The sequence below is a fragment of the Aquimarina sp. BL5 genome, assembly GCF_003443675.1.
Lineage (GTDB): Bacteria > Bacteroidota > Bacteroidia > Flavobacteriales > Flavobacteriaceae > Aquimarina.
The window spans coordinates 2,693,854-2,719,360 of record NZ_CP031963.1 but is presented as its reverse complement, the minus strand read 5'-3'; the positions used below and the strand labels follow the sequence as shown (position 1 = coordinate 2,719,360).

Below are 25,507 nucleotides of genomic sequence, written 5' to 3'. Positions count from 1 at the left end.
TATGAATATTTTAATTTTAGAGGACGAAATTCCTGCATATCAAAAATTGACATCAAGTTTGAGTACTTTTTTTAAAGAGCAAATTACTCATGACTGGTCCCGTACTGTTGCAGATGGAACCACATTTCTGAATAATAACAAATATGATTTTATATTATCCGATATCCAATTATTAGATGGTACTTCGTTTGATTTGTTCGATACAGTAGAAGTGGAGTGTCCTATAGTTTTTTGTTCAGCACATGATGAATATTTGTTTCAGGCTTTTAACACCAATGGTGTGGCATATATTTTAAAACCATATTCACAGCATGATTTTAAGAAAGCTTTAGAAAAGTATCAATCCTTATTCAAACAAGGTGCTTATAATCCATTAGACCGTACTACAATTAATGTGCTAAAATCTGCAATACAGGAGGAGCAGGTGAAATACAAAAAACGTTTTGTAATTAAACGAGCAAAAGGAATACAGTTATTAAATGTTACTGATATAAGTCTGATCGCAGCATCCGGAGATTTTTGCATTGCTACAGATCTAAATGGAAAAACACATCCGGTTTTAGAAAAAATAGGAGTTATAACGGAACAGCTAAACCCTAAAAAATTCTTTAGAATTAATAGAAGTCAGATTCTTCATATTGAATATATCGAAACGATTGAAAATCATTTTAAAAATAGATTGCTTATAAAATTGAAAGGTGTAAAGGAAAAGGTAATGACAAGTTCTGCTACTACATCAGAGTTCCGGAAATGGATAGAAGAGTAGTTTTGTTATTGAAATTATAAATTTCTGCTAATTAGAGTATTCCTGATATATTTTTTTGATATCTTCAGAAATAATATGAGCGGTATCGCTTAATCATTATGAATATTACAACTTTATTTCAATGAATACAATTTTTGATGCAATCAGATCTGAAAACTTAGAAGCCGTAGAAGGCTTTCTTGATAAGGACAAAGATTTGATACATATAAAGGATCAAAGAGGCTCTACACCACTTTTACTTTCTACGTATTATGGGTTTATGGAGATTACGAAACTGATTCTTAGTTACAAACCTGATGTTAATGCAAAGGATGCTTCTGGAAATACCGCATTGATGGGTGTTTGTTTCAAAGGATATTATGAAATAGCAGAATTATTGATCGCATCAGGTGCTGATGTCAATATCAAGAGTTATAACGAAGCTACTGCATTGATTTTTGCAGCTAATTTTGGTCAGAAAGAGATTATGCAGTTACTTATAAAGAACGGTGCGGATGTTACTGCGCAAGACAATAATGGACAGACAGTAGCAATGCACGCGAAAAACCAAGGGATCGATTTTTCTGAACTATTGAATGTTAGCAAGTGAGTATAAATGACTCCATAGAAAATATAAAATCCGTAAATATACGTTCTACCGATATCAAAAGACGTTTATTAATGTCTTCGTTTACAGCAGATACTTTTCAATCTTTTCTTAAGGATAGTATTGGAGATGAAGTACTTATTATAAACACTAATATTGGTATGGAGGTTTATTACTATTCTAATACGGATTACAGTAATTTTATAAAAGAAAGTGCTCTTTTATATGTGCTAAAACAGATTGATACTACAAAACTGAAATTTAGAAATTCTGTTGACAAAGAAGAGGTGCAGAAAAATTTTACTGAGGCGATCATAACTTTTGCTCAGTATCCACAGTTATTTTTGGCGTATGCAAAGAAATTTATTCGTCTTAGAGATAAAAATACTCAGAGTCAATATGTAATGCCTATTTTGAACGCCTTTTTCGAAAATACAATGAAGTTATTGGCTGAAACAGGAAAGGTACCTCATTCGGAAAAAATTAAAAAAGCAAAAAATAAATCTCAGAAATTAGATGCTTATCAAAGTGTAATTGATGATCTAATTTCTGAGATTTTATTAAAGAAACATAGAAATTAAACTATGTTTTAGAATTCAGCATTTAATGGAGTTCTTGGATAAGGAATTACATCACGAATATTACCCATACCAGTAACGAATAATACCAATCTTTCAAAACCTAATCCGAAACCACTATGTTTACAAGTACCGAAACGTCGTGTATCCAGATACCACCATAATTCTTCTTCTGGTATGTTTAACGCGGCCATTTTTTCTTTAAGAACATCAAGTCGCTCTTCACGCTGAGAACCTCCTACAATCTCTCCAATACCTGGAAAAAGAATATCCATCGCTCTCACTGTTTTTCCATCTTCGTTAAGTCTCATGTAAAAAGACTTAATATCCGCGGGATAATCAAATAATATTACTGGACACTTAAAATGCTTTTCAACTAAAAAGCGTTCATGTTCACTTTGTAAATCAGCCCCCCATTCGTTAATCGGGAATTTAAATTTCTTTTTCTTATTTGGTTTAGAGTTTTTAAGTATTTCTATAGCTTCTGTATAGCTTACTCGTTTAAAGTTATTCTCTAAAACGAACTTTAGTTTATCTCTAAGTAGCATTTCTGCTCTTTCTGCCTGAGGTTTTTGTTTATCTTCCTGAACGAGTCTGTTTTCTAAAAACTCTAGATCATCCTGACAATTATCTAGAACAAACTGGATCACATACTTTATAAAATCTTCTGCAAGATCCATATTGCCATCTAGATCACAAAAAGCAACTTCTGGCTCTACCATCCAGAATTCGGCTAAGTGACGCGAAGTATTAGAGTTTTCTGCTCTAAATGTTGGGCCAAAAGTGTATACTTGACCTAATCCCATTGCATAGGTTTCTGCTTCCAATTGTCCAGAAACTGTTAAGTTGGTTTCACCACCAAAAAAATCTTTCTTATAATCTACCTCACCATGCTCATCTTTAGGAACGTTGTTAAGATCTAAATTTGTTACTTTAAAAGCTTCTCCAGCTCCTTCTGCATCACTTTTAGTAATTACAGGAGTATGTACATAATAAAAGTCATTTTTCTGGAAGTACTCGTGTATGGCGAATGACAATTTTGATCTCATGCGCATAATAGCTCCAAAAGTATTTGTGCGAACTCTTAAATGTGCTTGCTCTCTTAGTTTTTCTAAGCTATGACGTTTAGGAGAAAGGATTGTTAATTTTAATTCTTCTGGATCAGCTTCACCTTCTATTTCAACACTAGTAACTTTAATCTCTACTCTTTGTCCTTTTCCTTCACTTTCTGTAAGCGTACCAGTAATAGAAAGAGCTGCGCCAACACTTATTTTATTAGCAATAGCGGTATCAATAGTATTATCTTCAATGACACATTGAATATTTTTGATGGTAGACCCATCATTTATAGCTATGAAGCGGTCGTTACGAAAAGAACGAACCCATCCTTTTACTGTGATAGGCTGTAAAAGTTTATCACTCTGTAATGCCTCTATTACTTTGGTATGTTTCATCAGTTTAATTTTATTTGTTTTACATCGGTTCGATGATGTGGGCAAATTAGTATTATCTTTCTTATTATACTACCACTACTTTTAATTTAATCAATTCATTAGATTATACTCCTAACTTTCATTTTTTAATAGATGTAGGATATAAAATTTCAAGGTAGCAAAGATAATTTTTTAATCGAATTGATACATAATCTTGCTATTCAAAAAAACGAATTCTAGTGATAAATGTTTTATAAGTTTTTGTTTTAATAAAAACTGATGTTTCTAAAATAAACTAAAATTTGACGGTTTTTTCTAGAGTAATTCTATGTTAAAACCATAAAAAGAGGGTTTTTGAGGGAAAAAATCACTTTTTTTTAAGATAGTTTGTAAAATTCAAATAAAAATTCTTACAAAATTTTATATCATAAATATATGTTTATCAGTAATATGTATTTTTTTGTGTAATTTTTAGACTACAAAAAAAATGTTAAAACAATATTTATTTTAACAAAAGGGGGAAATCCCCCCCATGAAGGGGTTTCAAAATACAAAAAGGGAATGTATCTTGCATATGCAATTATGACGATTGTGTTTACGTTAAGTTTAGTTCGATAGGTTTTGGGGTAATCTATCTTACACGGAGTCTCGCTAGTTTACTGGCGAGACTTCTTTTTTTAAGTAAGTAAATAGCTTAAATTTTTATTGCTTTTCTTCTTCCTCGGTAAGTTCATCATCATCGTCACTTGCAATAATTTTTAATGCAGGCTCCTTCAATGTCTTTTTGTTCGCGATACTTCTTTCTAAAGAAAGTAATAATGATGGCAATAATAATAAATTAGCTAACATTGCAAATAATAACGTTGCAGAAACTAATCCACCTAAAGCTTTGGTTCCTCCAAAACTCGAAATCATAAATACTGAGAAACCAAAGAATAAAACAGTAGAAGTGTAAAACATGCTAACTCCGGTTTCTTTTAATGCGGCAAAAACCGATTTACGAATTCTCCAGTGATTAGATTTTAGTTCTTGTCGATATTTTGCTAAGAAATGTATAGTGTCATCTACAGAGATACCAAAAGCGATACTAAAAACTAATATCGTTGATGGTTTTATAGGAACTCCTAAGAATCCCATTAAGCCAGCAGTCATTAATAAAGGAAGTAGGTTAGGTATTAATGATATAACAATCATTTTAACTGATCTAAACATCCAAGCCATAAATAGTGCTATTAGTATAATAGCTAATCCTAAAGAGAATATAAGATTCCATACTAAATATGTTGTTCCTTTCTGGAAGATTAGTGCTTTGCCCGTAAAAGTTACTTCATAACGATCTTTAGGAAATAATTTCTCTAATTTTGGAGCGAGATTGGCTTCTATTCGTTCCATTTCTTCAGTGCCTACATCTTTCATAAATGTAGTTATTCTAGCGTACTGACCGGTAGAGTCCACATAACTATTCATAGCCCCAGCTTCGGATTCGAAACTTTTAGCATATGGCAGAATAAAATTTCGTTCCTGGCTTGTAGGTAGTTGGTAATATTTTGGATTTCCATTATAGTACGTTTGCTTAGCATATTTTACTAAGTTAACAATGGAAATAGGTTTAGATAGCTCTGGTGTTTCTTCAAGTAGTTCTTCTAATTGTTCCATTCTCCGCAACGTAGGTAGTTTCAGAACTCCTTGTTTACGCTTTGTGTCTATTAATATTTCTAATGGCATGATACCATCAAACTCATCTTCAAAAAACTGAATGTCTTTAAAAAAACCTGCTGATTTGGGCATGTCTTCTAATAAACTTCCAGAAACTTTTATTGTATAAATTCCAATAATACTTGCAATCAGTATAACAATAGAGGAGATGTAAATGGTTATTCTTTGGTTTTTAACAACGTGTTCCATCCAGTTAACCAAGGTTTCAACCCATCTTTTCCCTAAATGTTTTAGATGCCTTTCTTTGGGTTGAGGCATATAACTGTAGATAATTGTAATAACCAGTAAACAAAGAATAAATAGTGCTATAATATTTAATGCGGCTACAATACCAAACTCTTTTAGTAACTTACTTTCGGTTAAAGCAAATGTAGCAAAACCTGCAGCAGTGGTGACATTAGTCATTAATGTTGCATTTCCTACCTTAGTAATAACACGCTGAAGAGATTTTGCTTTATTACCGTGTTTTTTTATTTCCTGCTGATATTTGTTGATTAAAAAAATACAGTTCGGAATTCCAATGACGATTACTAGTGGCGGTATTATTGCTGTAAGAACCGTAATTTCATATTCTAAAAGTCCTAGTAATCCAAACGCCCACATTACCCCTATAATTACTGCAGTCATCGATATAAAAGTAGCTCTGAATGATCTAAAAAAGAAAAAGAAGATCAATGATGTAACCAGTAATGCTGCTAAAATGAATATCTGAATCTCGTCCATGATATTCTGAGAATTCATTGTTCTGATATATGGCATACCAGAGACTTTAACGTCCATACCGAATTTCTCTTCGAATTCTATAACTTTAGGGTTTAAAACATCTTCAATAAACTTTTTTCTTACAATTGTATTTACAATATCTTTATTAAGATAAATTGCACTTTGTATGGTGTTGGATTTATTGCTATAGATGAGTCCTTCGTAAAAGGGTAATTTGTTAAACAATTCATCCTGGTATTCAGCAACGTTCTTCTCGGTATAGATACTGTCTTTTATGAAGGATACAAGTTCGAATCTAGCGGGATTATTTTCTTTTTTCAGTGTTTTTAAATCACTAACAGAAATTACCAGATCGATCTCACTAAATTGTTTGAATGAATCGTTAAAATCATTCCAGGCTTTTAACTTTGTTGGAGTAAAAAGAGAGCTATCATTTACTGCCATTACAATAAGATTACCCTCATCTCCAAATTTATCTAGAAACTCTTGGTATTTTATATTTACTTCGTGATCATCAGGAAGAAGATTAGCTTCAGAAAAAGAAAAACGCATATTTTTCCACTGAAAGCCAAAAAAAACGGTTATACCGATAATAATTATGAATATTATTGCTCTATTACGGAGTATAATTCCAGCTAATGTATTCCAAAACCCGAAAGTTAATAACTTTGCCATTCTCTATTTTCCTGGTGCAAATGTAAGAATTTGAGTTTTTAATACTTAAAAAAAAATCAAAAGAAAATTAATAAATAAAAATGTGTTAAAGCTTTAGGTAAAAAGTGAATTTGAAGGCGATATTATCCTCAATCTTTGGTAGGTGATATGCTCCATAACGGTAAGCGAAACTTAGTCCAAAACCAGCAAAAAGTTTATTTATTTCGAATCCGGATTCCTGATAACCTTGTTGAAGAGAATTGAAATTAACGCCGAGGTGTTTATCGCTATTGCTTACATCTCCGATTGCATATCTAGTGATTAATACCATCTCTGGTTTAAGCCAACTAGCTATTTTAAAGGGTCTTAATCTATGTCTTATTTGTAAAGTAGCAAGTCGGTCACTAAAAAACTCACTAAAATACATAGTTTCGAAACTTCTGCGGCCTGCTACAGAAAACCTCTGAAAAACAGTTTCTTTGGTCGGAGCATTTGGATATGCGTGATACAAGTGTGTAAGTGGTACATCACCACTTGCGATATCCGCTTCTAATAATAAACTTGTGCTCGATTGGTTAAGACGGTTGATTATATATTCTGCTTTAATTCCTATTTTACTATAATTAAAATCACTATCAAATATCCCCTTGTACCCTTGAGTGTATTGGGCTGTGATTTTTGGATATCCATCTTGTATTTCTTTATAACCATTAGGTGTTTTTAGAAACTTACTGAATGGGCTCCATCTAAGGGCTATAGTAGATTCTGCAGTTTTATATTGTGAGAATAAATTACCATCATTAAAATACCGGTAACCACCAGTTTGATCAATGTTACTCACGGAAATCTGAGTTTCTGATAATAATTTAGGTAAAATCCTATGCTGTAAACTTGTGCTCCAGGTTCTGTGTTTGTAGTAGAAATCTATATTTACCAATCGTGGTTCGAATAAGGAGTATACGCGCCTATCTGTTAAATAAAAGAAACTACCAACTTCTTTAAGGTCATCCGTATAATTTACATTTAACCAAGATCCTGAATCCTTATTTAGTAAGACTCCACCACCTAGTCCGAATTTAAACTTACCATCTCTAAAGCCATAAACGAGATAACCTTCTGCGCGAAACCGTTTAGAAAACTTCTCATTTGTTAGTCCACCAAGTCCTAGACGTAATCCTTCAAAATTATTGTATTTTATAGGGTAAGTTAGGTCAAAATCGAAAAATCCAACAGGGTAGTATCCAATATTAAAACTCTGGATAACATCTATTCTTCGCTCTATGTTCTGTGCTTGAACAATACTGTCCACGATAGGAAAGGATTTTAAATCTTTTTCTGTAATGGCAGTTGTTCTGTACGTATTCCAGTATTCTTCACTTCGAGTAGTGGCTTCAGGAGCTATTTCAATCGCGGATTGTTGGAGTTTAATCTTAGAATCTGGTTTGATTGTATAATCAAAGAAATCCGTTTTAGAAATTAAGAAGTCGTTGTTGCCTGTAAAACTTTTCTGATCATTTCCTAATCTACCAACTGATATTTGGCCTCCAAATAAAGTAACTTTTTGTTTTCCGATACCAGGTCTGATAGTCACTTCCTGATTTCGCGGAAGCCATAACTTTTCTTCGGTATTGTATTCAAAATCATGGGTTACCATAACGTTAAGTTCTCCTCTTAATTCTGCAACTGCTTTCTGGATGGCTAATGTTTTCATATCTAGATATAAAACTCCTTCAAGACTTGCTATTTTTTTGGATCGCCTTGGTTGAAAGAGTATTACATACGCAGGTCTTTTGCCTTGCGTAGTGTCTAGTACTTTATAATAATAATTTTTAAGAGCTCTGTTAGATAAAGGACTGGCATATCGGTTATTAAAGATTACATAATTTTCCTGATATAACGAGTTAGATTGAATTTTGATTCCCAGTACATTATATACTGGTTTATTAAATCCGGTCATTCTAGAGGCAAGAACAGTTTCCTTTTCATCACGTCCTTTGTTAAACTGATGTTGGCTTACTTTTTCAGAAAGAAAAGAATGAGCATCGTTAAAGATACGTTCCATATCTGCTCTTGTAGTATCTGGAGTTTCGAATCTTGCCTGATTATCTTCAGTAATTTTAAACTTGTTATAACTTTTGTAGCTATAATTTTGTAAAGTTTTATTTGGGTTATTATCGTTTTTGTTGATAATAGCTTGTTTAATAATGTTAGAGGCAATACTTCCGGGAACATCTAGTCGTACCGTTTCTAAATTTTCTTGCTTAGGAGAAAGTTGAATCTCTACTTTTACGATATCTTCGGATTTAATAGAAAAGTTTTTCTTTTTATACCCGATATAACTTATCGTTAAATTAACAGGGTAACTATCACATCTTATTACAAACTCACCTTTTGAAGAAGTTAGTGCATAAGAGTTGTGATCTGTTTTTACCGTAGCAAAAGGTAGTGGTTGGTTGGTGCTTTGGTCAATTACCTTTCCGGTAATGCTAATTTGGGATAGTAAAACAAAATGGGTAAAAAATAGTAAACAGAAGAGTTTGTTTTGCATTATCCGAATTGATTCATAAAAATTGAAGGTAAACAGAAGTGTTTTTTTGTGTAAGAAAACACTTCTGTTTTAGGTGTTTAATATAAATTAGACTGTCATAATCTCTTTTTCTTTGACAGCCAGCATGTCGTCAATTTTCTTGATATACGTATCAGTTAATTTTTGGATATCTGCCTCGGTGTTTTTAGCCATATCTTCAGATAGTCCATCTTTTTCTAATTTTTTAATATCGTTATTGGCGTTTTTACGATCATTACGTACGCCAACTTTTGAGTCTTCAGCTTCAGCTTTCGCTTGTTTTACAAGGTCTCTACGGCGTTCTTCAGTCAATGGAGGCACACTTATGATTACACTTTCTCCATTATTCATAGGGTTAAAGCCAAGGTTAGCTGCTAAAATTGCTTTCTCGATTTCCTGAATTAAAGATTTCTCAAAAGGCTGTATCGTAATTGTTCTAGCGTCAGGTGTATTTACGTTTCCTACTTGATTTAATGGAGTAGGATTTCCGTAATATTCCACCATAACACCGCTAAGCATGGCAGGAGATGCTTTTCCTGCTCTAATTACAATTAATTGTTTTTCTAAATGAGCTATTGCGCCCTGCATAGATTCTTTAGTTGAATCCAGAATGAAATTTACTTCTTCGTTCATCTTAATATAGTTCTTTTGTTTATTAGTCGATCAAAAAACGAGCCACTATTCTTATAGGTTTACTTTTGTTCCAATAGATTCTCCCGAAATAACTTTTAATAAGTTCCCGGTTTTATTCATATCAAAAACTATAATTGGTAATTCATTTTCTTGACTTAAAGTAAATGCTGTTGTATCCATCACTTTAAGTCCTTTTCTTAAAACATCATCAAATGTAATGAAATCAAATTTAGTAGCTTGAGAATCTTTTTCTGGGTCTGCAGTATAGATTCCATCTACTCTTGTCCCTTTAAGGATTACATCTGCATTGATTTCTATGGCTCTTAATACAGCTGCAGAATCTGTTGTGAAATAAGGATTACCTGTTCCTCCTCCAAAAATCACTACTCTTCCTTTTTCTAAGTGTCTAATAGCTCTTCTTTTGATAAATGGTTCTGCTACTTCATTAATTTTTATGGCAGATTGAAGCCTTGTAGGTATATCGGCATCTTCTAATGCGCTTTGCAGTGCTAAGCCATTGATAACAGTTGCTAGCATTCCCATATGATCTGCTTGAACTCTATCCATACCTTTACTAGCGCCAGCAACACCTCTAAAAATATTACCACCACCTATAACTATAGCTACTTCTACGCCTTCATTAGTTATTTGTTTGATTTCATTAGCATATTCCGCTAATCTTTTTGGGTCAATACCATATTGACGCTCTCCCATCAGGGCTTCACCTGATAATTTTAGTAATATTCTATTGTATTTCATCATTTGCTTGAACTGTGGTGCAAATATAATGATATTCTTAATTTAGAAAATACTTTAATAACTAAAGGTAAATCTTTCTGAAATTAGATGAAAATGTTAAAAGTGTAGTGTTGGTATTGAAAAAGGGTTCTTTTCCCCTAATGCCCCTATTGATTGGCTTTGTATAATGTTATACGTTTGTAAAAGGAAAACAAAAATGGGGGAGATGAGGAATATTTTTGAATTAGTATTGAAATGTTTTTTATGAATTTACATGCTCACGAAAGTGTAATGTGTATTCTAGACTGATTGGGGAGTTAGTCTTTTTTGGGGTAGCATTTTGGAGGGGTCCAGAATGTTTAGAAAAGCGTTTTAAATACTAATAAAAGATATTTCGAAAAATGATGAAAAAAGCCGCTTCAATTGAAGCGGCTTTTTGTTTTTACTGAATAAATTGTGTCTTATCTAAAGATGTTAACCTAGGGTTACTCTTTCAAATCCAGTTACTTCAACATCTCCATATGATTTAACATACTTAGCAACATTGATTTTTTCATCTTTGATAAAATTTTGATCAAGAAGACATTGCTCCTGATCCAGTGTAGTGTTGTCAGAAATAAATCTTTCCATTTTTCCAGGAAGAATTCTATCCCATATTTGTTCTGGTTTACCTTCTGCTTTTAGTTCTGCTTTTGCATCTTCTTCTGCTTTTGCTAAAACTTCAGGAGTTAGTTGAGACATTGATATGTATTGAGGTACATTTTTCAATGTTTTACCTAAACGACCTAATTCTTCGTTATCTTTTTCGATTACAGCAATTCTAGCTTCAGTTTCTGAAGCTACATAAGCTGGATCAAAATCTTTATAAGAAAGCGTTGTAGCACCCATAGAAGCAATCTGCATAGCTAAATCTTTAGCTAATACATCAGACTTGTCTACTTTAGAAGAAAGTCCAACTAGAGCAGCGATTTTGTTTATATGAACGTATGAACCAACATAAGGAGCTTCTAATCTAGAAAATGCATTAATTTCTAATTTCTCACCAATAACACCAGTTTGTTCAACTAATTTTTCTGCAACAGTCATTCCTCCAAAATCTGAAGCCAAAAATTCTTCTTTAGAAGAATGATTTAATGCTGATTCTGCTAATTCATTTGCTAGCGCTACAAAACTTTCGTTTTTACCAACGAAATCTGTTTCACAACCTAGAACTATAGATACACCAACAGTGTTATCCGCATTGATTTTGGCAATAGCAGCTCCTTCAGATGAATCACGATCTGCTCTTTTAGCTGCAACTTTCTGTCCTTTCTTACGTAATACATCTATAGCCTTGTCGAAATCTCCTTCAGCTTCAACTAATGCTTTTTTGCAGTCCATCATTCCTGCACCTGTAGCTTTTCTTAATTTATTAACTTCTGCGGCGGTTATCTTAACCATATCTTTAAATATTTAATGTGTTTGTGTAAAAAAATAAGTCGTTTAGTTATGATTACTACGAAAGTAAAGAACTAAACGACTCATTAATTTTATATTAAAGTTAAGTTTTAAGAACTTATACTTTAACTTGTAATTTTAATGATTGAAAGCAATCAATGAATGTTTATTCTTCTTCTTGCTTAGCAGCTTCAGTTACTGCTGGTGCTTCTTCGGTTTTAGCAGGAGCCTCTACAACTGGTGCTGCAGGAGCTTCGGTTTTAGCGGGTGCCTTTTCAGCTTTAGCAGGTGCTTCTGCTTTTGGCGCCTCTTTAGAAGCTTTTCTTTCACTTAATCCTTCGATAATAGCATCACTAACGTATGTCATTACTTTGTCGATAGATTTAGAAGCATCATCATTTGCAGGGATAACATACTGTACCTGACGTGGGTCAGAGTTTGTATCTACCATTGCGAAAATAGGAATGTTTAATTTTTGAGCTTCTTTTACCGCGATGTGCTCACGAGTAATATCTACAACAAATAATGCACCAGGTAGACGAGTCATATCAGAGATAGAACCTAAGTTCTTTTCTAATTTAGCTCTTAAACGATCTACTTGTAAACGCTCTTTCTTAGATAAAGTGTTGAAAGTACCATCTTTTTTCATTCTATCAATAGCAGCCATTTTCTTTACAGCTTTACGGATAGTAACGAAATTAGTAAGCATTCCACCAGGCCATCTTTCTGTGATGTATGGTTGGTTAGCTTTTGCTGCTTTTTCAGCAACGATTTCTTTTGCTTGTTTCTTGGTAGCAACAAAAAGGATTTTTCTACCAGAAGCTGCTATTTTCTTTAAAGCTTCACTAGCTTCATCAATTTTTGCAGCTGTTTTATATAGGTTAATGATGTGAATGCCATTACGCTCCATATAAATATACGGTGCCATATTAGGATCCCATCTTCTTGTCAGGTGACCAAAATGTACACCTGCATCAAGTAAGTCTTTTACTTCGATATTGTTTGCCATTTTTGTAATAGTTTACGTTCTGTTGAATTAGCAATACCCAAGTGGCTATCGTTTTGATATGGCCTTGAATATTTAGATGCTAAACTAACTCCCTATAATAGGGGATAACAACAAATACTGTTTTAATAAATTAACGTTTAGAGAACTGGAATTTCTTACGAGCTTTCTTCTGTCCGAATTTCTTACGCTCTACCATTCTAGGATCTCTGGTCAATAAACCTTCTGGTTTAAGGACTGTTCTGTTCTCTTGATCTAACTCGCACATTGCTCTGGATATCGCAAGACGAATTGCTTCAGCTTGTCCTGTAATACCACCACCATATACATTTACATTTACATCGAACTTTTCCTCATTGTCGGTTAAGGCAAAAGGTTGGTTCACTTTGTATTGTAATGTAGCAGTAGGAAAGTAATCATTAAGATCTTTTTTGTTGATCGTAACTTTTCCAGAACCTTCTTTAAGGTAAACTCGAGCTACAGCCGTTTTTCTACGGCCAATTTTGTGAATAACTTCCATTACTTAAATTCTTTTAAGTTAATAGTTTTCGGTTGCTGAGCTTCTTGATTGTGAGTTGCTCCAGCATGTACCTTTAAATTACGGAATAAAGCTGCTCCTAATTTGTTTTTAGGTAACATTCCTTTTACCGCTTTTTCGATTAAACGCTCTGGGTTTTTGTCAAATAACTCCTGAGCAGTAAGACTCCTTTGCCCTCCAGGATAACCAGTATGACGGATATACGATTTATCTGTCCACTTTTTTCCTGTTAAGTTGATTTTTTCGGCGTTTGTAATAATTACATTATCACCGCAATCAACGTGTGGGGTAAAGTTAGGCTTATGCTTTCCTCTTAATAGTATTGCTACTACAGAAGATAGACGTCCTAAAGTCTGTCCTTCAGCATCTATATGTAACCATTCTTTAGAAACGGTTGCCTTATTGGCAGATACTGTCTTGTAACTTAATGTGTCCACACTAACTAATTTTACTAATTAAACATTCCTTTCCTATATAAAATAGGGGTGCAAATGTACAATTATATATTTATATAGCAAATAGGTAATTGATATTATTTCAAGAAGATGATTCATTGGTTTTCAGGTAGATCGATTATAGGATGTTTTTTTATTGTTCTAACTCTTAAAACTTCTCTTTGGTGTTAATTTTTTATTAAATAAGTGTGCGAACTGTGACAAAGATTCATAATTTGAGTCATTCATTTAAACATCAATCAACAAAACTAATCATCATGAAGTACACTCTACAAGTGTTAGGAGCCTTCTTTTTCACATTATTTATCAATGCACAAGATTCTACAGTTGTAAAAAAAAGAGTCTATACTACCAAACCTCTTAATGGGTCAGAAGTACCAACAATTAATGGCATAATAGAAGAGCCGAGTTGGGATTTGGTTGAATGGTCTGGTGATTTTATCGAGAATCAACCGGACGAGAATACTCCACCAAGTCAGCAGACTAAATTTAAAATACTATATGACCAGAAATATCTTTACATCGCATATCGCTGTTATGATACGGAACCAGATAAAATTGAAAAAAGATTATCTAGGAGAGATGGTTTTGCTGGGGATTGGGTAGAGATTAATTTGGACAGTTATCACGATAAGCGAACTGGATTCTCGTTTACAATAACCGCGGCAGGTGTAAAAGGAGACGAATTTATATCAGAGAATGGAAACAATTGGGATGGCAGTTGGAATCCCATTTGGTATACTGCTACTAATATTGATGATGAAGGATGGACTGCCGAGGTAAAAATTCCATTAAGTCAATTAAAGTTTGGTAAAAGTAAAGAACAAATTTGGGGTCTTCAGTTAACTCGAAGATTTTTTAGAAAAGAAGAAAGATCCGTATGGCAACGTGTTCCACAAGATGCGCCAGGATGGGTTAGTGAATTTGGAGAATTACATGGTTTGATCAATATCGAACCACAGAGACAACTAGAGATTCAGCCTTTTGGAGTTGTACAATATGATACTTTTCCTGAAGAAGATGGCAATCCTTTTAGAGATGGAGATAATTTTAAATTAAATGGAGGATTGGATGCCAAAATAGGTATCACTAATGATCTTACAATGGATTTAACAGTGAATCCTGATTTTGGACAGGTGGAAGCGGATCCCGCGGCTATCGCTTTGGATGGTTTTCAGATTTTTTTTAGAGAACAACGACCATTTTTTGTGGAGAATAAAAATATTTTTGACTATAGGTTTGCTAATGGGCAAGATAATGTGTTTTATTCCAGAAGAATAGGAAGAAGTCCTCAAGGTTCTATAGGATCAAGCCCAATCGTCACTGAATATATGGATAGACCTAATAACACTACTATTTTAGGAGCTGCTAAGTTTAGCGGTAAAACGAAAAATGGGTGGTCTATTGGTATTTTGGAAAGTGTTACAGAGAGAGAAATAGCTAAAATTGAAGACGCTGATGGAAATAGAAGAGAAACAATTGTAGAGCCACTAACAAACTATTTTGTAGGTAGAGTACAAAAAGATTTTAATGATCGCAACACATATATTGGAGGCATCTTTACAGCTGTTAATAGAAATTTGGGCGATATATTAAATATAGATTATGATAATCCGGATACTGATGAAACATCAGAATTGGTAGGGGTAAGAGAAAATAATTTAAACTTTTTGAGAAAATCTGCCTACACTGGAGGGCTAGATTTTAGACACAACTGGAAAGATAGAAAATACTTTATTGAGGGGAATATTGTAACGAGTCACGTAGAAGGATCTAAAGAAGCTATTGAGGCAACACAAAATGAGTTAACACACCTTTTTCAGAGAGTGGATGCGGATCATGTAGAAGTTGATCCTAACCGTACTTCGTTAACCGGTACAGGAGGTAAATTGATCGGAGGGAAAACCGGAGGTGGAAATTGGAGATATGAAGGTGGATTGTTTTGGCGTTCTCCTGAATTAGAATTAAACGACGTTGGTTTTCTGAGACAGGCAGATGAAATTAGACAGTTTGCCAATGTTCGTTATTTGTTCTTAAAGCCTACAAAATGGTATAGAAGAGGGAATATTAATTTTAATCAATTTTCTACATTTGATTTTGAAGGAAATTATAATAGGATACAGTATGGTCTTAGCGGATACATGAATTATAGTAATAATTGGTGGACAGAGGTAGAGTATATTCATAAACCTAGGATTTTTACGAATACGATTTTGCGTGGAGGACCACGTTTCCGGTTTTCAGAAGAAAACATAGGAGTATTATTTTTTGGTTCTGATCAAAGGAAGAAGTTCAGTTTCACAATGGGGCATGTAAATTCTCAGGCACAACAGAATAATTTTTCTTTTCAGCGATATGTGCTTAGGCTTAGGTATCAGCCTTTTAATGCATTTAGTATGTCTATAAACCCGGAATTCGAGAGAAACCCTAATAAAACTCAATATGTGACCGAAGTCGATTTCGCAGGAACACCAAGGTATATTACTGCCAGAATTGATCAGCAAACATTGAGCGCTAGTATTCGACTCAATTATAATATTAATCCTAATCTTACTATTCAATATTACGGCCAACCTTTTATTTCCAGAGGTACATATAAAGATTTTAATTATGTTAATAATTCTATAGCTTCGGATTTGGATGAAAGGGTGACTTTATTTGATGATGATCAAATTTCCTTTGCGGATGATGTGTATTCGGTAGATGAAGATGGTGGTGGAGTGGATTATACCTTTGATAATCCTGATTTTGCATTTGTACAGTTTAGATCCAATCTTGTATTAAGATGGGAGTATATTCCTGGGTCAGAAATTTTTCTAGTATGGTCACAAGGAGTTACTAGTTTTGGAGATCCAGGAGATCATTTGTTTAGAAGTTTAGATAATCAAATTTTGGATCAACAACCAGAGAATACGTTTTTAATCAAAGCAACATACAGATTTGTCTTGTAAAAATCCAAAAAAGGTGCTAAGAAAGTTTTTACAAAAGGTTTTTTTAAATGTATTTTGCAGCAATTAAGATTGTTGCTGTATGAAAAAAATTATAGGCTTTTTTATTTCTTTATGCATTATTGGGTGCACAACTTCTAAGATGGAGGAAAAAGAGGTGGTTTTAGATCAAAAACAAAAACCAGAAACGGAAAAGATAGACTCTTTGTCGTTTTTTCTTGATCATTATGAGAAATTTTTTGCAACTAATTTTAATATCTCAGAATGTCCTGGTGCAGCCATAGTGATTGTTAAGGATTCTACAGTAATTTACAAAAGAGGTTTTGGTGTAAAAGAAATTCATACAACGGATTCTGTGGATGTCAATACGGTTTTTAGGATTGCAAGTTTATCCAAAGGAGTAACTTCTGTTTTAGCCGGAAATCTGGTAGATAATAATGAATTGCAATGGGGGCAAAGTGTAAATAAATCTGTAAAATCTTTTGACCTTAAAGATAAAGCGCAGGCTAAAAGATTGAAAGTAAATCACCTTTTGTCTCATACGGCTGGATTATATAAATATACGAACTCTAAACTTATACATAAAGGTCTACCGTTAACGAGTATTATTTCTAACTTTAAGAGAAATGGAGTTGTTGCCAAAGAAGGAACGGATTATGAATATCAGAATGCTGTTTTTTCGGTAGTAGAGAAGGTGATGGAAAATGCAACAGAAAAATCCTTTGAAGCTTTGCTTAAAGAACGATTGTTCATACCAGCGGGAATGGAAAATGCTTCCAGTACCTTTGCAGATATTAAGCAAAATACTAATGTAGCTTTACCTCATAAATGGAATCATTATTCTAAAAAATATTCGTTAACAAATCTTCATAGAAACTATTATAATGTAGCTGCTGCAGGTGGTATAAATGCCTCTATTTCTGATATGGCAGAATACTTAAAAGTACTCCTAGGATACCGTCCTGATATAATTTCTAAAGAAAGCCTGACAGAAGTTTTTAACCCAATGATTTGTACGAGTCAAAAAGACACCTATGTTAATTTGTGGGATGGTGTTACAGATTCTTACTATGCGAAAGGTTGGAGAGTATTGGATTATAGAGATAGAACTATCATTTATCACGGTGGAAATGTGAATCAGTATAAAACACAATTAATGATAGATCCAGAAAATAAGATAGGAGTTTGTGTTTTATTTAATGGTCCTAACCCTTTTAATGGTCCTGTGATCCCCACTTTTTTAAATTACTATGACTTTTTTGCTGATGTTTCTAAAAGATGAATTAATATTTCCATAATGTAATATTGAAAATTATTTCAAGTTGTAACCTATAAATAAAATAAGCCCTGAAAACTCAGAGCTTATTTTTTTGTTATCTAATTTTAAAACTTTATTGCTTTAAAATTCTAGACACATAGGTCTTTGTATTTGTTTGTAGCTTTAAAATATAAGTTCCGCTTTGTAAATAAGAAAAATCTAATGTTTGGTTATCTGTTAGATTCTTTTGTTCGAAAACTTTATTTCCTAACATTCCGTAAAGTGAAGCGGTAATGTGCTCTCCGTTAATCGCTCCTAAGGATAAAACAAGTTGATCTTTTGTAGGAACTGGATACGCTTTAATTCCTGCAGTATCGAAATCCTCAATTCCTAGAGTAACATTAACATTAAGTATTATTTTGTTTCTAATTAATGCTAAATCAGGAACATTATTATTTGTAACTATACAGTCATAGGCTCCAACATCAAGAGAACTTGAATTTGAAATTGTAAAAGAGCGTTCAGTTGCACTTTCAATCTCTACGTTATTTTTACGCCATTGATATAGATTGTTAGGGTTTTGTGTAGTTTCTACAGATAGAGTGGTTTCCTCCCCTTCATTTAGTACAATGACTTCTTCTGTATCAATTTTTGACTGAGGGGAGTAATTAAAATAATCAATATTTGTATTATAGTTTTCTAATATGCCTTCTATATCAGAAAAAACTAAGTTGTTATTAGTTATAAAAAAACTTGAAATATTGGTAGAATTAATGGTAGGTAATGATCCTGATATTTTGTTACTGGAGAGATTAATTCTTCTTAGATTAGTTAATGAAGAAAGTGAAGAAGGGACGTTCCCAGATATTTCATTGCCTTGCAATAGCAAATCTTCTAAAGAAGGTAAAAGATTAAGAACATCAGGAATTATTCCAGTGATATTGGTGTATGAAGCGTCAAATACCTTTAGATTAGTTAGATTGTTTATAGTTTCTGGTATTTGCCAAAGGTTTAAGTTTGTCAAACCATTTAGTTGTAAATGCGTAAGGTTTGTTAAAGACCAAATTTCATTCGGTAAAGTTCCTGATATATCATTTTGCCCAATACTTAAACGGTATAAATTAGTTAAGTTACCTATGTCACTTGATATTGATCCTGTAAAATTGTTTGTATCAAGTAAAATACTATTAAGCATCTTTAACGACCATATTGAGTTCGGGATGTTACCTTCTAGTTCATTAATCGAAAGGTTTAGATTATTTAAATTAGCTAGGTTTCCGAAGGTGTCCGGAATACTTCCTGTTAATTTATTTCTAAATAAAGATAGAACATTGAGTTTAGTTAGGTTTCCTAAATCATCTGGTATTTCATTGTTTAAGTTATTAGAGTTCAACCAAAGCGATTCAAGGTTGATTAAATTTCCAATCTCAGGAGGTATACTTCCACTTAGTTCATTATTACTTAGGCTAAGTGCAGTTAATGAAGATAAACTTCCAATTTCAGCAGGTATATTTCCGTTTAATTCATTGTTGGTTATATCAAGTGTTGTTAATAAAAACAAATTTCCAATCTCCGGAGGTATATTTCCGTTTAGCTCATTTTCTCTTAAATTTAGTCTTATTAAATTAGGTAAATTTCCTATTGAAGATGGTATAGCTCCTGTTAAATTATTTTTTTGAAAATCTATAACTTTTAGATTTGATAAATTTCCTATTGAAGATGGTATTTCTCCAGATAAATTATTTCCAAAAAAATTTAAACTTTCCAATTTCGTTAAATTACCAATTTCAGAAGGAATAGGACCTGTTAAATTTTCTTCTGCTGCAATAAATAGATTTTTAAGTTCAGTTAAATCTTCTATTTCAGGAGGAATGGAACCATTCATTCCTTGACCAAATAATGAAATTTCGGATACCTTTCCGTTTTCGTCAAAAGTTAATCCGTTCCATGTTCTATAGTCTGTAGAAAGATCCCACGGATCAGACCAGTTGGCTCCATCTGTGGCGTTATATAGTGCTACAAGAGCATCTCTTTCAGGAATAGGTTCATTAACATCAAAAATTTGAATATTATCAATATAGACTTCAAAATCATCATTGATAAATGAAGCTATACTTATTTCAAAGTACCACTCTTCTGTAGTTGTTGGAGTTATTTCTTTATTAACCGTGTTCCATTCAAAATTTTGAGGGATAGAACTTGATGAATTATATGGGTCAAAATCAGCGGCGCCATATTTATAACTAATAACTTGTTGTCCAAACGATGAGCTCCCGGATTTTACTTTGTAATCGAAACTTAGTCTGTACATTTTTCCACTCTCCAAGATGTAACTAGAAGCTACAATTTTTGGTTTAGTGGCGCTTTCGATAAATAATGCACTACTATTTCCACTAGTAACTTCGACTTGGTTTTGAGTAATATTTCCTTCTTGTAGTGTCCAATTATTTAACTGTCCTGAAGTCCAGTTTTCAAGGTTTCCATTTTGGATTAAATTAGTTTGCGAATAGGAAAAAGTTGTGTGCGCCAAAAAGGCAAGGAGTAATAGTTTTTTCATTTTAGGGCTTTTTTTAATAGTCGGCAAAATTAATAAATTAGTTTTAGGTGTTTGTAATAATCTCAATTTTAATTGTTTGATACTATATTAGTTTAATTGCATAAAGAGCCAATTTGTTACTGTGATTATTCGTTTTTTTTTAGATTATGACAATTTTTCGCTGCAACTACCCGAAAATAAGCGCAAACAGAGATGTCCTTAGATCTTTGTATCGTTTTTTTTTGTGATACTAAAAATTCACAATAAACGGTTGTTAACTAAAACTCTAAAAATTATGAAAACCAATTTTTTTCTTCCCGCAATTTGTTTTGCACTATTTTTTACTTCTTGTAGCTCTGATGATGATGGGGGAGATCCTACAATAGTTTCTCTTGTTGGGACCTGGGAGCTTACTTCTGCTTCTGAAGCATTACCAGTTGATCTAGATATGGATGGAAATGCTTTTACTAATTTATTAGAAAAACTAGCTTGTTTTGAAGATACTATTACGGTAAGTAATGATAATATGTATAGTTAAGAAGTGACAGGGATTGATGTCAATGTGGAATTGGGTGTGCCGCTTGTAGTTACTGTTGATTGTACAGGTGTCATTCTGGATGAAACAGGAACATGGAGTCTTGATGGTAATGAATTAACATTTGCTGGCACAGGATTGGATTCAAAAACAGTAACTATAACACTAACGGATACAACACTTTCTTTTACAGATGAAGTAGAAGATTTAGGAGCGGTTGCATTGGTGTTTACAAGATAATAATTTAGAGTGTACTTAAATCAAAAAGCGCTTCTTTTTCGAAAAAGAAGCGCTTTTTGATTTATAAGATTTTAGAATAAATAGAGTTCTTAGGGCCTATTTGTCCTCTGTTTTTTGTGCCATAGATTCTTGTTGGCTCTTTTTGAGCAACAGATTTTTTTGATAACGTCCTTGTACAATGTCAACAATCACTAATACAATGATCACAAAATAAAATGTAGTTTTACTCATTGGGGTGATTGCATTCTCAAAAAGATGTAGATGTGCTAGATGACCACCTTCTGATAATAACATAATACCTACTATAAATAAAATAAAGAGACCTAATACTTCGTACATTCTGTTTTTCTGAAGGAAATCAGATACTTTATCTGCTAAAACGATCATTAAAACACCTCCAAATACGATAGCTATAGACATCAAAATTAATTGTGGTATATATTCCATGTGACTGGTAAGAGCCATAGCACTTAGGATAGAATCAAAAGAAAAAACTAAATTCATTATTACGATCCAAAAAATGATTTTATTGGTAGAACTTTTCTTGTTTTCTTTTTCAGCCGCTTCATGTTCATGAAGTAACATCATATGCCAGATCTCTTTTACAGCAGTATAAATGATAAATACACCTCCGGCAAGAACGATAATACTATGTACATTAAACTCAAATTCAATAATGCTATTATCGTGCAGACTAATAAAAGGATCCTGAAAAAACTGTATTAATGACATTAATACAAAAAGTAATACGATACGTAAGATAATAGCTAGTCCAACTCCCATCTTACGAACAAAGCTTTGCTTTTCGGCAGGTGCTTTTTTGGATTCTAAAGAAATATAAAGGAGATTATCAAAACCTAAAACAGCTTGTAATAATACCAACATTAATAGTGTAAATAGGCTGTCTAGTGTAAAAAGTTGTTCCATAAAATAAATATTGTTTAGTTAGTTATGTTTATATGTATAAAATTATTAGAAGTAGTTACACTTGTTTAATGTGCCTCCAGCCAATTATCTCCTAATCCCATGTCCACATCCAAAGGAACAGCTAAGGAGTAAGCGTTTTCCATTTCTGATTTTATAAGGGATTGTATCGATTCTAATTCGGTTTTGTATACATCAAAAACCAATTCATCATGGACCTGCAGTAGCATTTTGGTTTTGTAATTTCCTTCTTTTAGTTTCTTATGAATATTGATCATGGCAATTTTGATAATATCCGCAGCACTTCCTTGAATTGGTGCATTAACAGCATTTCGTTCTGCTGCTCCTCGAACTATTGCATTAGCAGAGTTGATATCTTTAAGGTATCTGCGTCTTCCTAAAACAGTTTGTACATATCCATTTTCTCTTGCAAAATCTACCTGTTCACTCATATAGTTTCTAAGCTTAGGGTAGGTTTTATAATAGGTGTCTATTAATTCTTTGGCTTCGCTACGAGAAAGATCTGTTTGGTTGCTTAATCCAAAGGCAGAAACACCATAGATGATTCCAAAGTTTACCGTTTTCGCATTGCTACGCTGTTCTCTTGTTACTTCTTCAAGCGGAACATTGAATACTTTTGCAGCAGTTGACGCGTGAATATCTTCTCCGCTTTTAAAAGCATTGATCATGGTTTCTTCTTCACTAAGTGCAGCAATGATTCTTAATTCTATCTGTGAATAATCGGCAGCTAGTAAGGTATATTCTTCATTTCTAGGTACAAATGCTTTTCTGACTTGTCTTCCACGTTCTGTTCTGATCGGAATATTCTGTAAATTGGGATTATTGGAACTTAAGCGACCCGTAGCGGCAACGGTTTGCATATAGTCTGTATGGACACGACCTGTGGATTGGTTTACCTGATTAGGTAACGCATCGACATAAGTACTCTTTAATTTTGATAACCCTCGAAAATCCAGTATATCTTGAATAATCTCGTGATCTTTTGCAAGATATGATAGTACATCTTCTGCTGTAGAATATTGCCCGGTTTTGGTTTTCTTTGGTTTATCTACTAATTTCATTTTTTCAAAAAGGATGACTCCTAATTGTTTTGGCGAAGCAATATTAAATTCTTCTCCAGCTTCAGTATATATTTTGGATTCTAAAGTTTTAATGTCATTATCTAATGTTGAAGAAAGCGATTGCAAAAATTCTTTATCTAGATTAATACCTTCTACTTCCATATCAGCAAGAACTCGTAACAAAGGAACTTCTATGTCTTCAAACAATGACAGAATATTAGCATCATTAAGTTCTGGAGCAAAATGTTCTTTTAGCTGGTACGTGATGTCAGCATCCTCGACAGCATATTCTGTTTGCTTTTCTGCCGGAACTTGTCTAAAGGATAGTTGATTTTTACCTTTTTTTCCAATTAACTCAGTAATAGAAACAGGTGTATAATTAAGGTAAGTTTCAGAAAGAACATCCATATTATGTCTCATATCAGGATTGATAAGATAATGAGCCAGCATCGTATCGAAAAGTTTCCCCTTTACTTCCATGTTATATTTGGCTAATACTTTGATATCATATTTTAAGTTCTGGCCAATTTTAATAATATTCTCAGCTTTAAAAAAGGGTCGTATTTGTTCAATTAGCTCTTGTGCTTCTTTTTGGTCTTCTGGAAATGGGATATAAAATCCTTTTCCAGCCTCCCAAGAAAATGCAATACCTACTAATTCTGCTGTTAATGGATCAAGACCGGTAGTCTCTGTGTCAAAACATACACTCTCTTGTTTTAGTAAATTTTGCAAGAATAATTTCATCGCCATTCCAGGAGCAACACTTTGATAAAAATGTTCTGTATTTGCAATTGTTTTTCTACTAGAAAAGGAGGTGGATGACGAACTGGATTCTTGATTATCTCCAAACAATGAGAACTGACCTGCTCCAGCTTGTCCTGCCTGTTTCTTAGAGGACGAGCTAGTAGTTGTGGGAGTTGAGGCAGCTTCTGAAGGAAAGAAGATTTTGGTAAATTGATCGGTTAGTCTTCTGAACTCTAATTCTTCAAAAATTCCTTGAACCTTTTTTGCATCAGGTTTTGAAATTTCATAATCTTCTGCATTAAAAGTTACATCACAATCAAGAATAATCGTGGCTAATTTTTTAGATAGAATCCCTAATTCTTGGTTAGCGGCTACTTTTTCTTTCATTTTGCCCTTCAGTTGATCGATGTTTTCAAAAAGACCTTCCATAGATCCATATGCAGCAATAAACTTTTTAGCAGTTTTATCTCCTACACCAGGTAGACCGGGAATATTATCTACTGCATCTCCCATCATTCCTAAATAGTCGATTACCTGTTCCGGACGCTCTACTTCAAATCTTTTTTGTACTTCGGGAATGCCCCAGATCTCAATACCATTACCCATTCGTGCGGGGCGATACATAAAAATATTTTCAGATACTAACTGCGCATAATCTTTATCAGGAGTAACCATGTATGTTTTATAGCCTTCTTTTTCAGCTTGTTTAGCAATAGTTCCTATTAAATCATCAGCCTCTACACCAGCTCTTTCTATAATAGGGATATGCATGGCTTTTAGGATTTCCTGTATTATTGGGACTGCAATTTTTATCGCCTCAGGAGTCTCATCTCTATTGGCTTTATACTCTGGAAATATTTCTAAACGGTCTTTACTCCCTTGTTTATCAAATGCAACTGCCAAATGATCTGGATTTTCTCTTTTGATAACGTCAAAAAGCGAGTTTACAAATCCCAAGACAGCCGAAGTGTCTTGTCCTTTAGAATTGATTCTAGGGTTTTTTATCAAAGCATAATATCCGCGAAAAATAAGCGCGAAAGCATCAAGAAGGAAAAGACGTTTTTGTGACATAGTGTGTATTCAGTTTTTAGAAATGCAATATAAAAAGAAGATTGATGAATATGGTTTCAAAATTATACTAAATAAGAAATGCCGTCAATGAATGACGGCATTTCGCCCCAAAATAAAATTGATAACAATGTTATCAATTGCTATAAATACGATAGTAATATTTTCTGAATAAAGTAGATTTTTTTTGTAAATCCCCATGATTAAATGGTCAAACGAAGGTACGAATAAAAAATTTACATACGAAAGAAAATTCTAAGATTTATAGTGTTGAGGGTCTCTAAGTGCGAGTAAATGCTGTATTTTCTTATAGATTGTTTGTAAACCGTTAATTTTTACTTAA

Annotated in this window: 19 protein-coding genes; 7 read left to right on the top strand and 12 right to left on the bottom strand. The window is 33.2% G+C overall.

Features of this window, described 5'->3' with window-relative positions; translation table 11 throughout:
• Window position 1 precedes the first annotated feature (1 nt).
• The 3 genes from D1818_RS11695 (at window position 2) to D1818_RS11685 (ending at window position 1,933) form a co-directional block, all read left to right on the top strand.
• A complete protein-coding gene (locus D1818_RS11695; RefSeq protein ID WP_158597042.1) occupies window positions 2–766 on the top strand; it encodes a LytTR family DNA-binding domain-containing protein in 765 nt (254 codons plus the stop codon).
• Between the two features lie 121 nt (window positions 767–887).
• On the top strand, window positions 888–1,355 hold the full coding sequence (locus tag D1818_RS11690) for an ankyrin repeat domain-containing protein (RefSeq protein WP_118459173.1): 468 nt from the start codon (window positions 888–890) through the stop codon (window positions 1,353–1,355).
• A complete protein-coding gene (locus D1818_RS11685) occupies window positions 1,352–1,933 on the top strand; it encodes a hypothetical protein (RefSeq protein WP_120752585.1) in 582 nt (193 codons plus the stop codon). Before D1818_RS11690 ends, D1818_RS11685 begins: the two co-directional genes overlap by 4 nt.
• A gap of 8 nt (window positions 1,934–1,941) precedes the next feature.
• Here the strand turns inward: D1818_RS11685 and asnS are convergent, their stop codons facing one another.
• The 9 genes from asnS to rplM all read right to left on the bottom strand — a co-directional run bounded on the left by asnS (window position 1,942) and on the right by rplM (window position 13,811).
• Window positions 1,942–3,384, bottom strand: coding sequence for an asparagine--tRNA ligase (gene asnS, locus D1818_RS11680; protein ID WP_118459169.1), 1,443 nt, complete (start codon window positions 3,382–3,384; stop codon window positions 1,942–1,944).
• 681 nt (window positions 3,385–4,065) lie between these two features.
• Entirely contained in the window at window positions 4,066–6,477 is a 2,412-nt protein-coding gene (locus D1818_RS11675) for an RND family transporter (RefSeq protein ID WP_118459167.1), read from the bottom strand.
• Window positions 6,478–6,562: 85 nt separating this feature from the next.
• Entirely contained in the window at window positions 6,563–9,004 is a 2,442-nt protein-coding gene (locus tag D1818_RS11670) for a DUF5686 family protein (RefSeq protein WP_118459165.1), read from the bottom strand.
• Window positions 9,005–9,091: 87 nt separating this feature from the next.
• Window positions 9,092–9,655 carry a ribosome recycling factor gene (frr, locus tag D1818_RS11665; protein ID WP_118459163.1) on the bottom strand — a complete coding sequence of 188 codons (564 nt, stop codon included), beginning with the start codon at window positions 9,653–9,655 and terminating at the stop codon, window positions 9,092–9,094.
• 51 nt (window positions 9,656–9,706) lie between these two features.
• Window positions 9,707–10,414 (bottom strand): UMP kinase, encoded by a 708-nt coding sequence (gene pyrH, locus D1818_RS11660; RefSeq protein WP_118459161.1) that lies wholly within the window; start codon window positions 10,412–10,414, stop codon window positions 9,707–9,709.
• Window positions 10,415–10,867: 453 nt separating this feature from the next.
• The gene (tsf, locus tag D1818_RS11655; protein ID WP_118459159.1) at window positions 10,868–11,833 is read right to left on the bottom strand and encodes a translation elongation factor Ts; all 966 of its coding nucleotides are present in this window, start codon (window positions 11,831–11,833) and stop codon (window positions 10,868–10,870) included.
• A 163-nt stretch (window positions 11,834–11,996) separates the two neighbouring features.
• Window positions 11,997–12,839, bottom strand: a complete 843-nt coding sequence (gene rpsB, locus D1818_RS11650; RefSeq protein WP_118459157.1) for a 30S ribosomal protein S2 — start codon at window positions 12,837–12,839, stop codon at window positions 11,997–11,999.
• Between the two features lie 130 nt (window positions 12,840–12,969).
• Window positions 12,970–13,356, bottom strand: a complete 387-nt coding sequence (gene rpsI / locus D1818_RS11645; protein WP_108802255.1) for a 30S ribosomal protein S9 — start codon at window positions 13,354–13,356, stop codon at window positions 12,970–12,972.
• Window positions 13,356–13,811 (bottom strand): 50S ribosomal protein L13, encoded by a 456-nt coding sequence (gene rplM, locus D1818_RS11640; protein ID WP_108802254.1) that lies wholly within the window; start codon window positions 13,809–13,811, stop codon window positions 13,356–13,358. Before rplM ends, rpsI begins: the two co-directional genes overlap by 1 nt.
• Before the next feature lie 275 nt (window positions 13,812–14,086).
• Between rplM and D1818_RS11635 the strand changes: the two genes are divergently transcribed.
• Complete coding sequence (locus tag D1818_RS11635) at window positions 14,087–16,780, top strand: DUF5916 domain-containing protein (protein ID WP_118459155.1); 2,694 nt, start codon at window positions 14,087–14,089, stop codon at window positions 16,778–16,780.
• 79 nt (window positions 16,781–16,859) lie between these two features.
• Window positions 16,860–18,059 carry a serine hydrolase gene (locus tag D1818_RS11630; RefSeq protein ID WP_118459153.1) on the top strand — a complete coding sequence of 400 codons (1,200 nt, stop codon included), beginning with the start codon at window positions 16,860–16,862 and terminating at the stop codon, window positions 18,057–18,059.
• Between the two features lie 109 nt (window positions 18,060–18,168).
• On the opposite strand, the gene D1818_RS11625 is transcribed toward D1818_RS11630, so the two are convergent.
• A complete protein-coding gene (locus tag D1818_RS11625) occupies window positions 18,169–20,592 on the bottom strand; it encodes a T9SS type A sorting domain-containing protein (protein WP_118459151.1) in 2,424 nt (807 codons plus the stop codon).
• Between the two features lie 274 nt (window positions 20,593–20,866).
• Between D1818_RS11625 and D1818_RS11620 the strand changes: the two genes are divergently transcribed.
• Window positions 20,867–21,109, top strand: coding sequence for a hypothetical protein (locus D1818_RS11620; RefSeq protein ID WP_118459149.1), 243 nt, complete (start codon window positions 20,867–20,869; stop codon window positions 21,107–21,109).
• Window positions 21,110–21,112: 3 nt separating this feature from the next.
• Window positions 21,113–21,346 (top strand): lipocalin family protein, encoded by a 234-nt coding sequence (locus D1818_RS11615; protein WP_118459147.1) that lies wholly within the window; start codon window positions 21,113–21,115, stop codon window positions 21,344–21,346.
• Window positions 21,347–21,442: 96 nt separating this feature from the next.
• Here D1818_RS11615 and D1818_RS11610 read toward each other — a convergent pair whose 3' ends face one another.
• Both D1818_RS11610 and polA read right to left on the bottom strand, forming a co-directional pair.
• Window positions 21,443–22,273 carry a TerC family protein gene (locus D1818_RS11610; RefSeq protein ID WP_118459145.1) on the bottom strand — a complete coding sequence of 277 codons (831 nt, stop codon included), beginning with the start codon at window positions 22,271–22,273 and terminating at the stop codon, window positions 21,443–21,445.
• 65 nt (window positions 22,274–22,338) lie between these two features.
• The gene (gene polA / locus D1818_RS11605) at window positions 22,339–25,167 is read right to left on the bottom strand and encodes a DNA polymerase I (protein ID WP_118459143.1); all 2,829 of its coding nucleotides are present in this window, start codon (window positions 25,165–25,167) and stop codon (window positions 22,339–22,341) included.
• Window positions 25,168–25,507 lie beyond the last annotated feature (340 nt).

Bases quoted from the DNA above. Each gene is read 5' to 3' on its own strand.
- D1818_RS11635 (WP_118459155.1), top strand. From the start codon at position 14,087: ATGAAGTACACTCTACAAGTGTTAGGAGCCTTCTTTTTCACATTATTT.
- frr (WP_118459163.1), bottom strand. From the start codon at position 9,655: ATGAACGAAGAAGTAAATTTCATTCTGGATTCAACTAAAGAATCTATG.
- D1818_RS11625 (WP_118459151.1), bottom strand. From the start codon at position 20,592: ATGAAAAAACTATTACTCCTTGCCTTTTTGGCGCACACAACTTTTTCC.
- D1818_RS11675 (WP_118459167.1), bottom strand. From the start codon at position 6,477: ATGGCAAAGTTATTAACTTTCGGGTTTTGGAATACATTAGCTGGAATT.
- D1818_RS11690 (WP_118459173.1), top strand. From the start codon at position 888: ATGAATACAATTTTTGATGCAATCAGATCTGAAAACTTAGAAGCCGTA.
- D1818_RS11620 (WP_118459149.1), top strand. From the start codon at position 20,867: ATGAAAACCAATTTTTTTCTTCCCGCAATTTGTTTTGCACTATTTTTT.
- pyrH (WP_118459161.1), bottom strand. From the start codon at position 10,414: ATGAAATACAATAGAATATTACTAAAATTATCAGGTGAAGCCCTGATG.
- D1818_RS11670 (WP_118459165.1), bottom strand. From the start codon at position 9,004: ATGCAAAACAAACTCTTCTGTTTACTATTTTTTACCCATTTTGTTTTA.
- tsf (WP_118459159.1), bottom strand. From the start codon at position 11,833: ATGGTTAAGATAACCGCCGCAGAAGTTAATAAATTAAGAAAAGCTACA.
- rpsI (WP_108802255.1), bottom strand. From the start codon at position 13,356: ATGGAAGTTATTCACAAAATTGGCCGTAGAAAAACGGCTGTAGCTCGA.
- D1818_RS11610 (WP_118459145.1), bottom strand. From the start codon at position 22,273: ATGGAACAACTTTTTACACTAGACAGCCTATTTACACTATTAATGTTG.
- asnS (WP_118459169.1), bottom strand. From the start codon at position 3,384: ATGAAACATACCAAAGTAATAGAGGCATTACAGAGTGATAAACTTTTA.
- D1818_RS11630 (WP_118459153.1), top strand. From the start codon at position 16,860: ATGAAAAAAATTATAGGCTTTTTTATTTCTTTATGCATTATTGGGTGC.
- D1818_RS11695 (WP_158597042.1), top strand. From the start codon at position 2: ATGAATATTTTAATTTTAGAGGACGAAATTCCTGCATATCAAAAATTG.
- rpsB (WP_118459157.1), bottom strand. From the start codon at position 12,839: ATGGCAAACAATATCGAAGTAAAAGACTTACTTGATGCAGGTGTACAT.
- polA (WP_118459143.1), bottom strand. From the start codon at position 25,167: ATGTCACAAAAACGTCTTTTCCTTCTTGATGCTTTCGCGCTTATTTTT.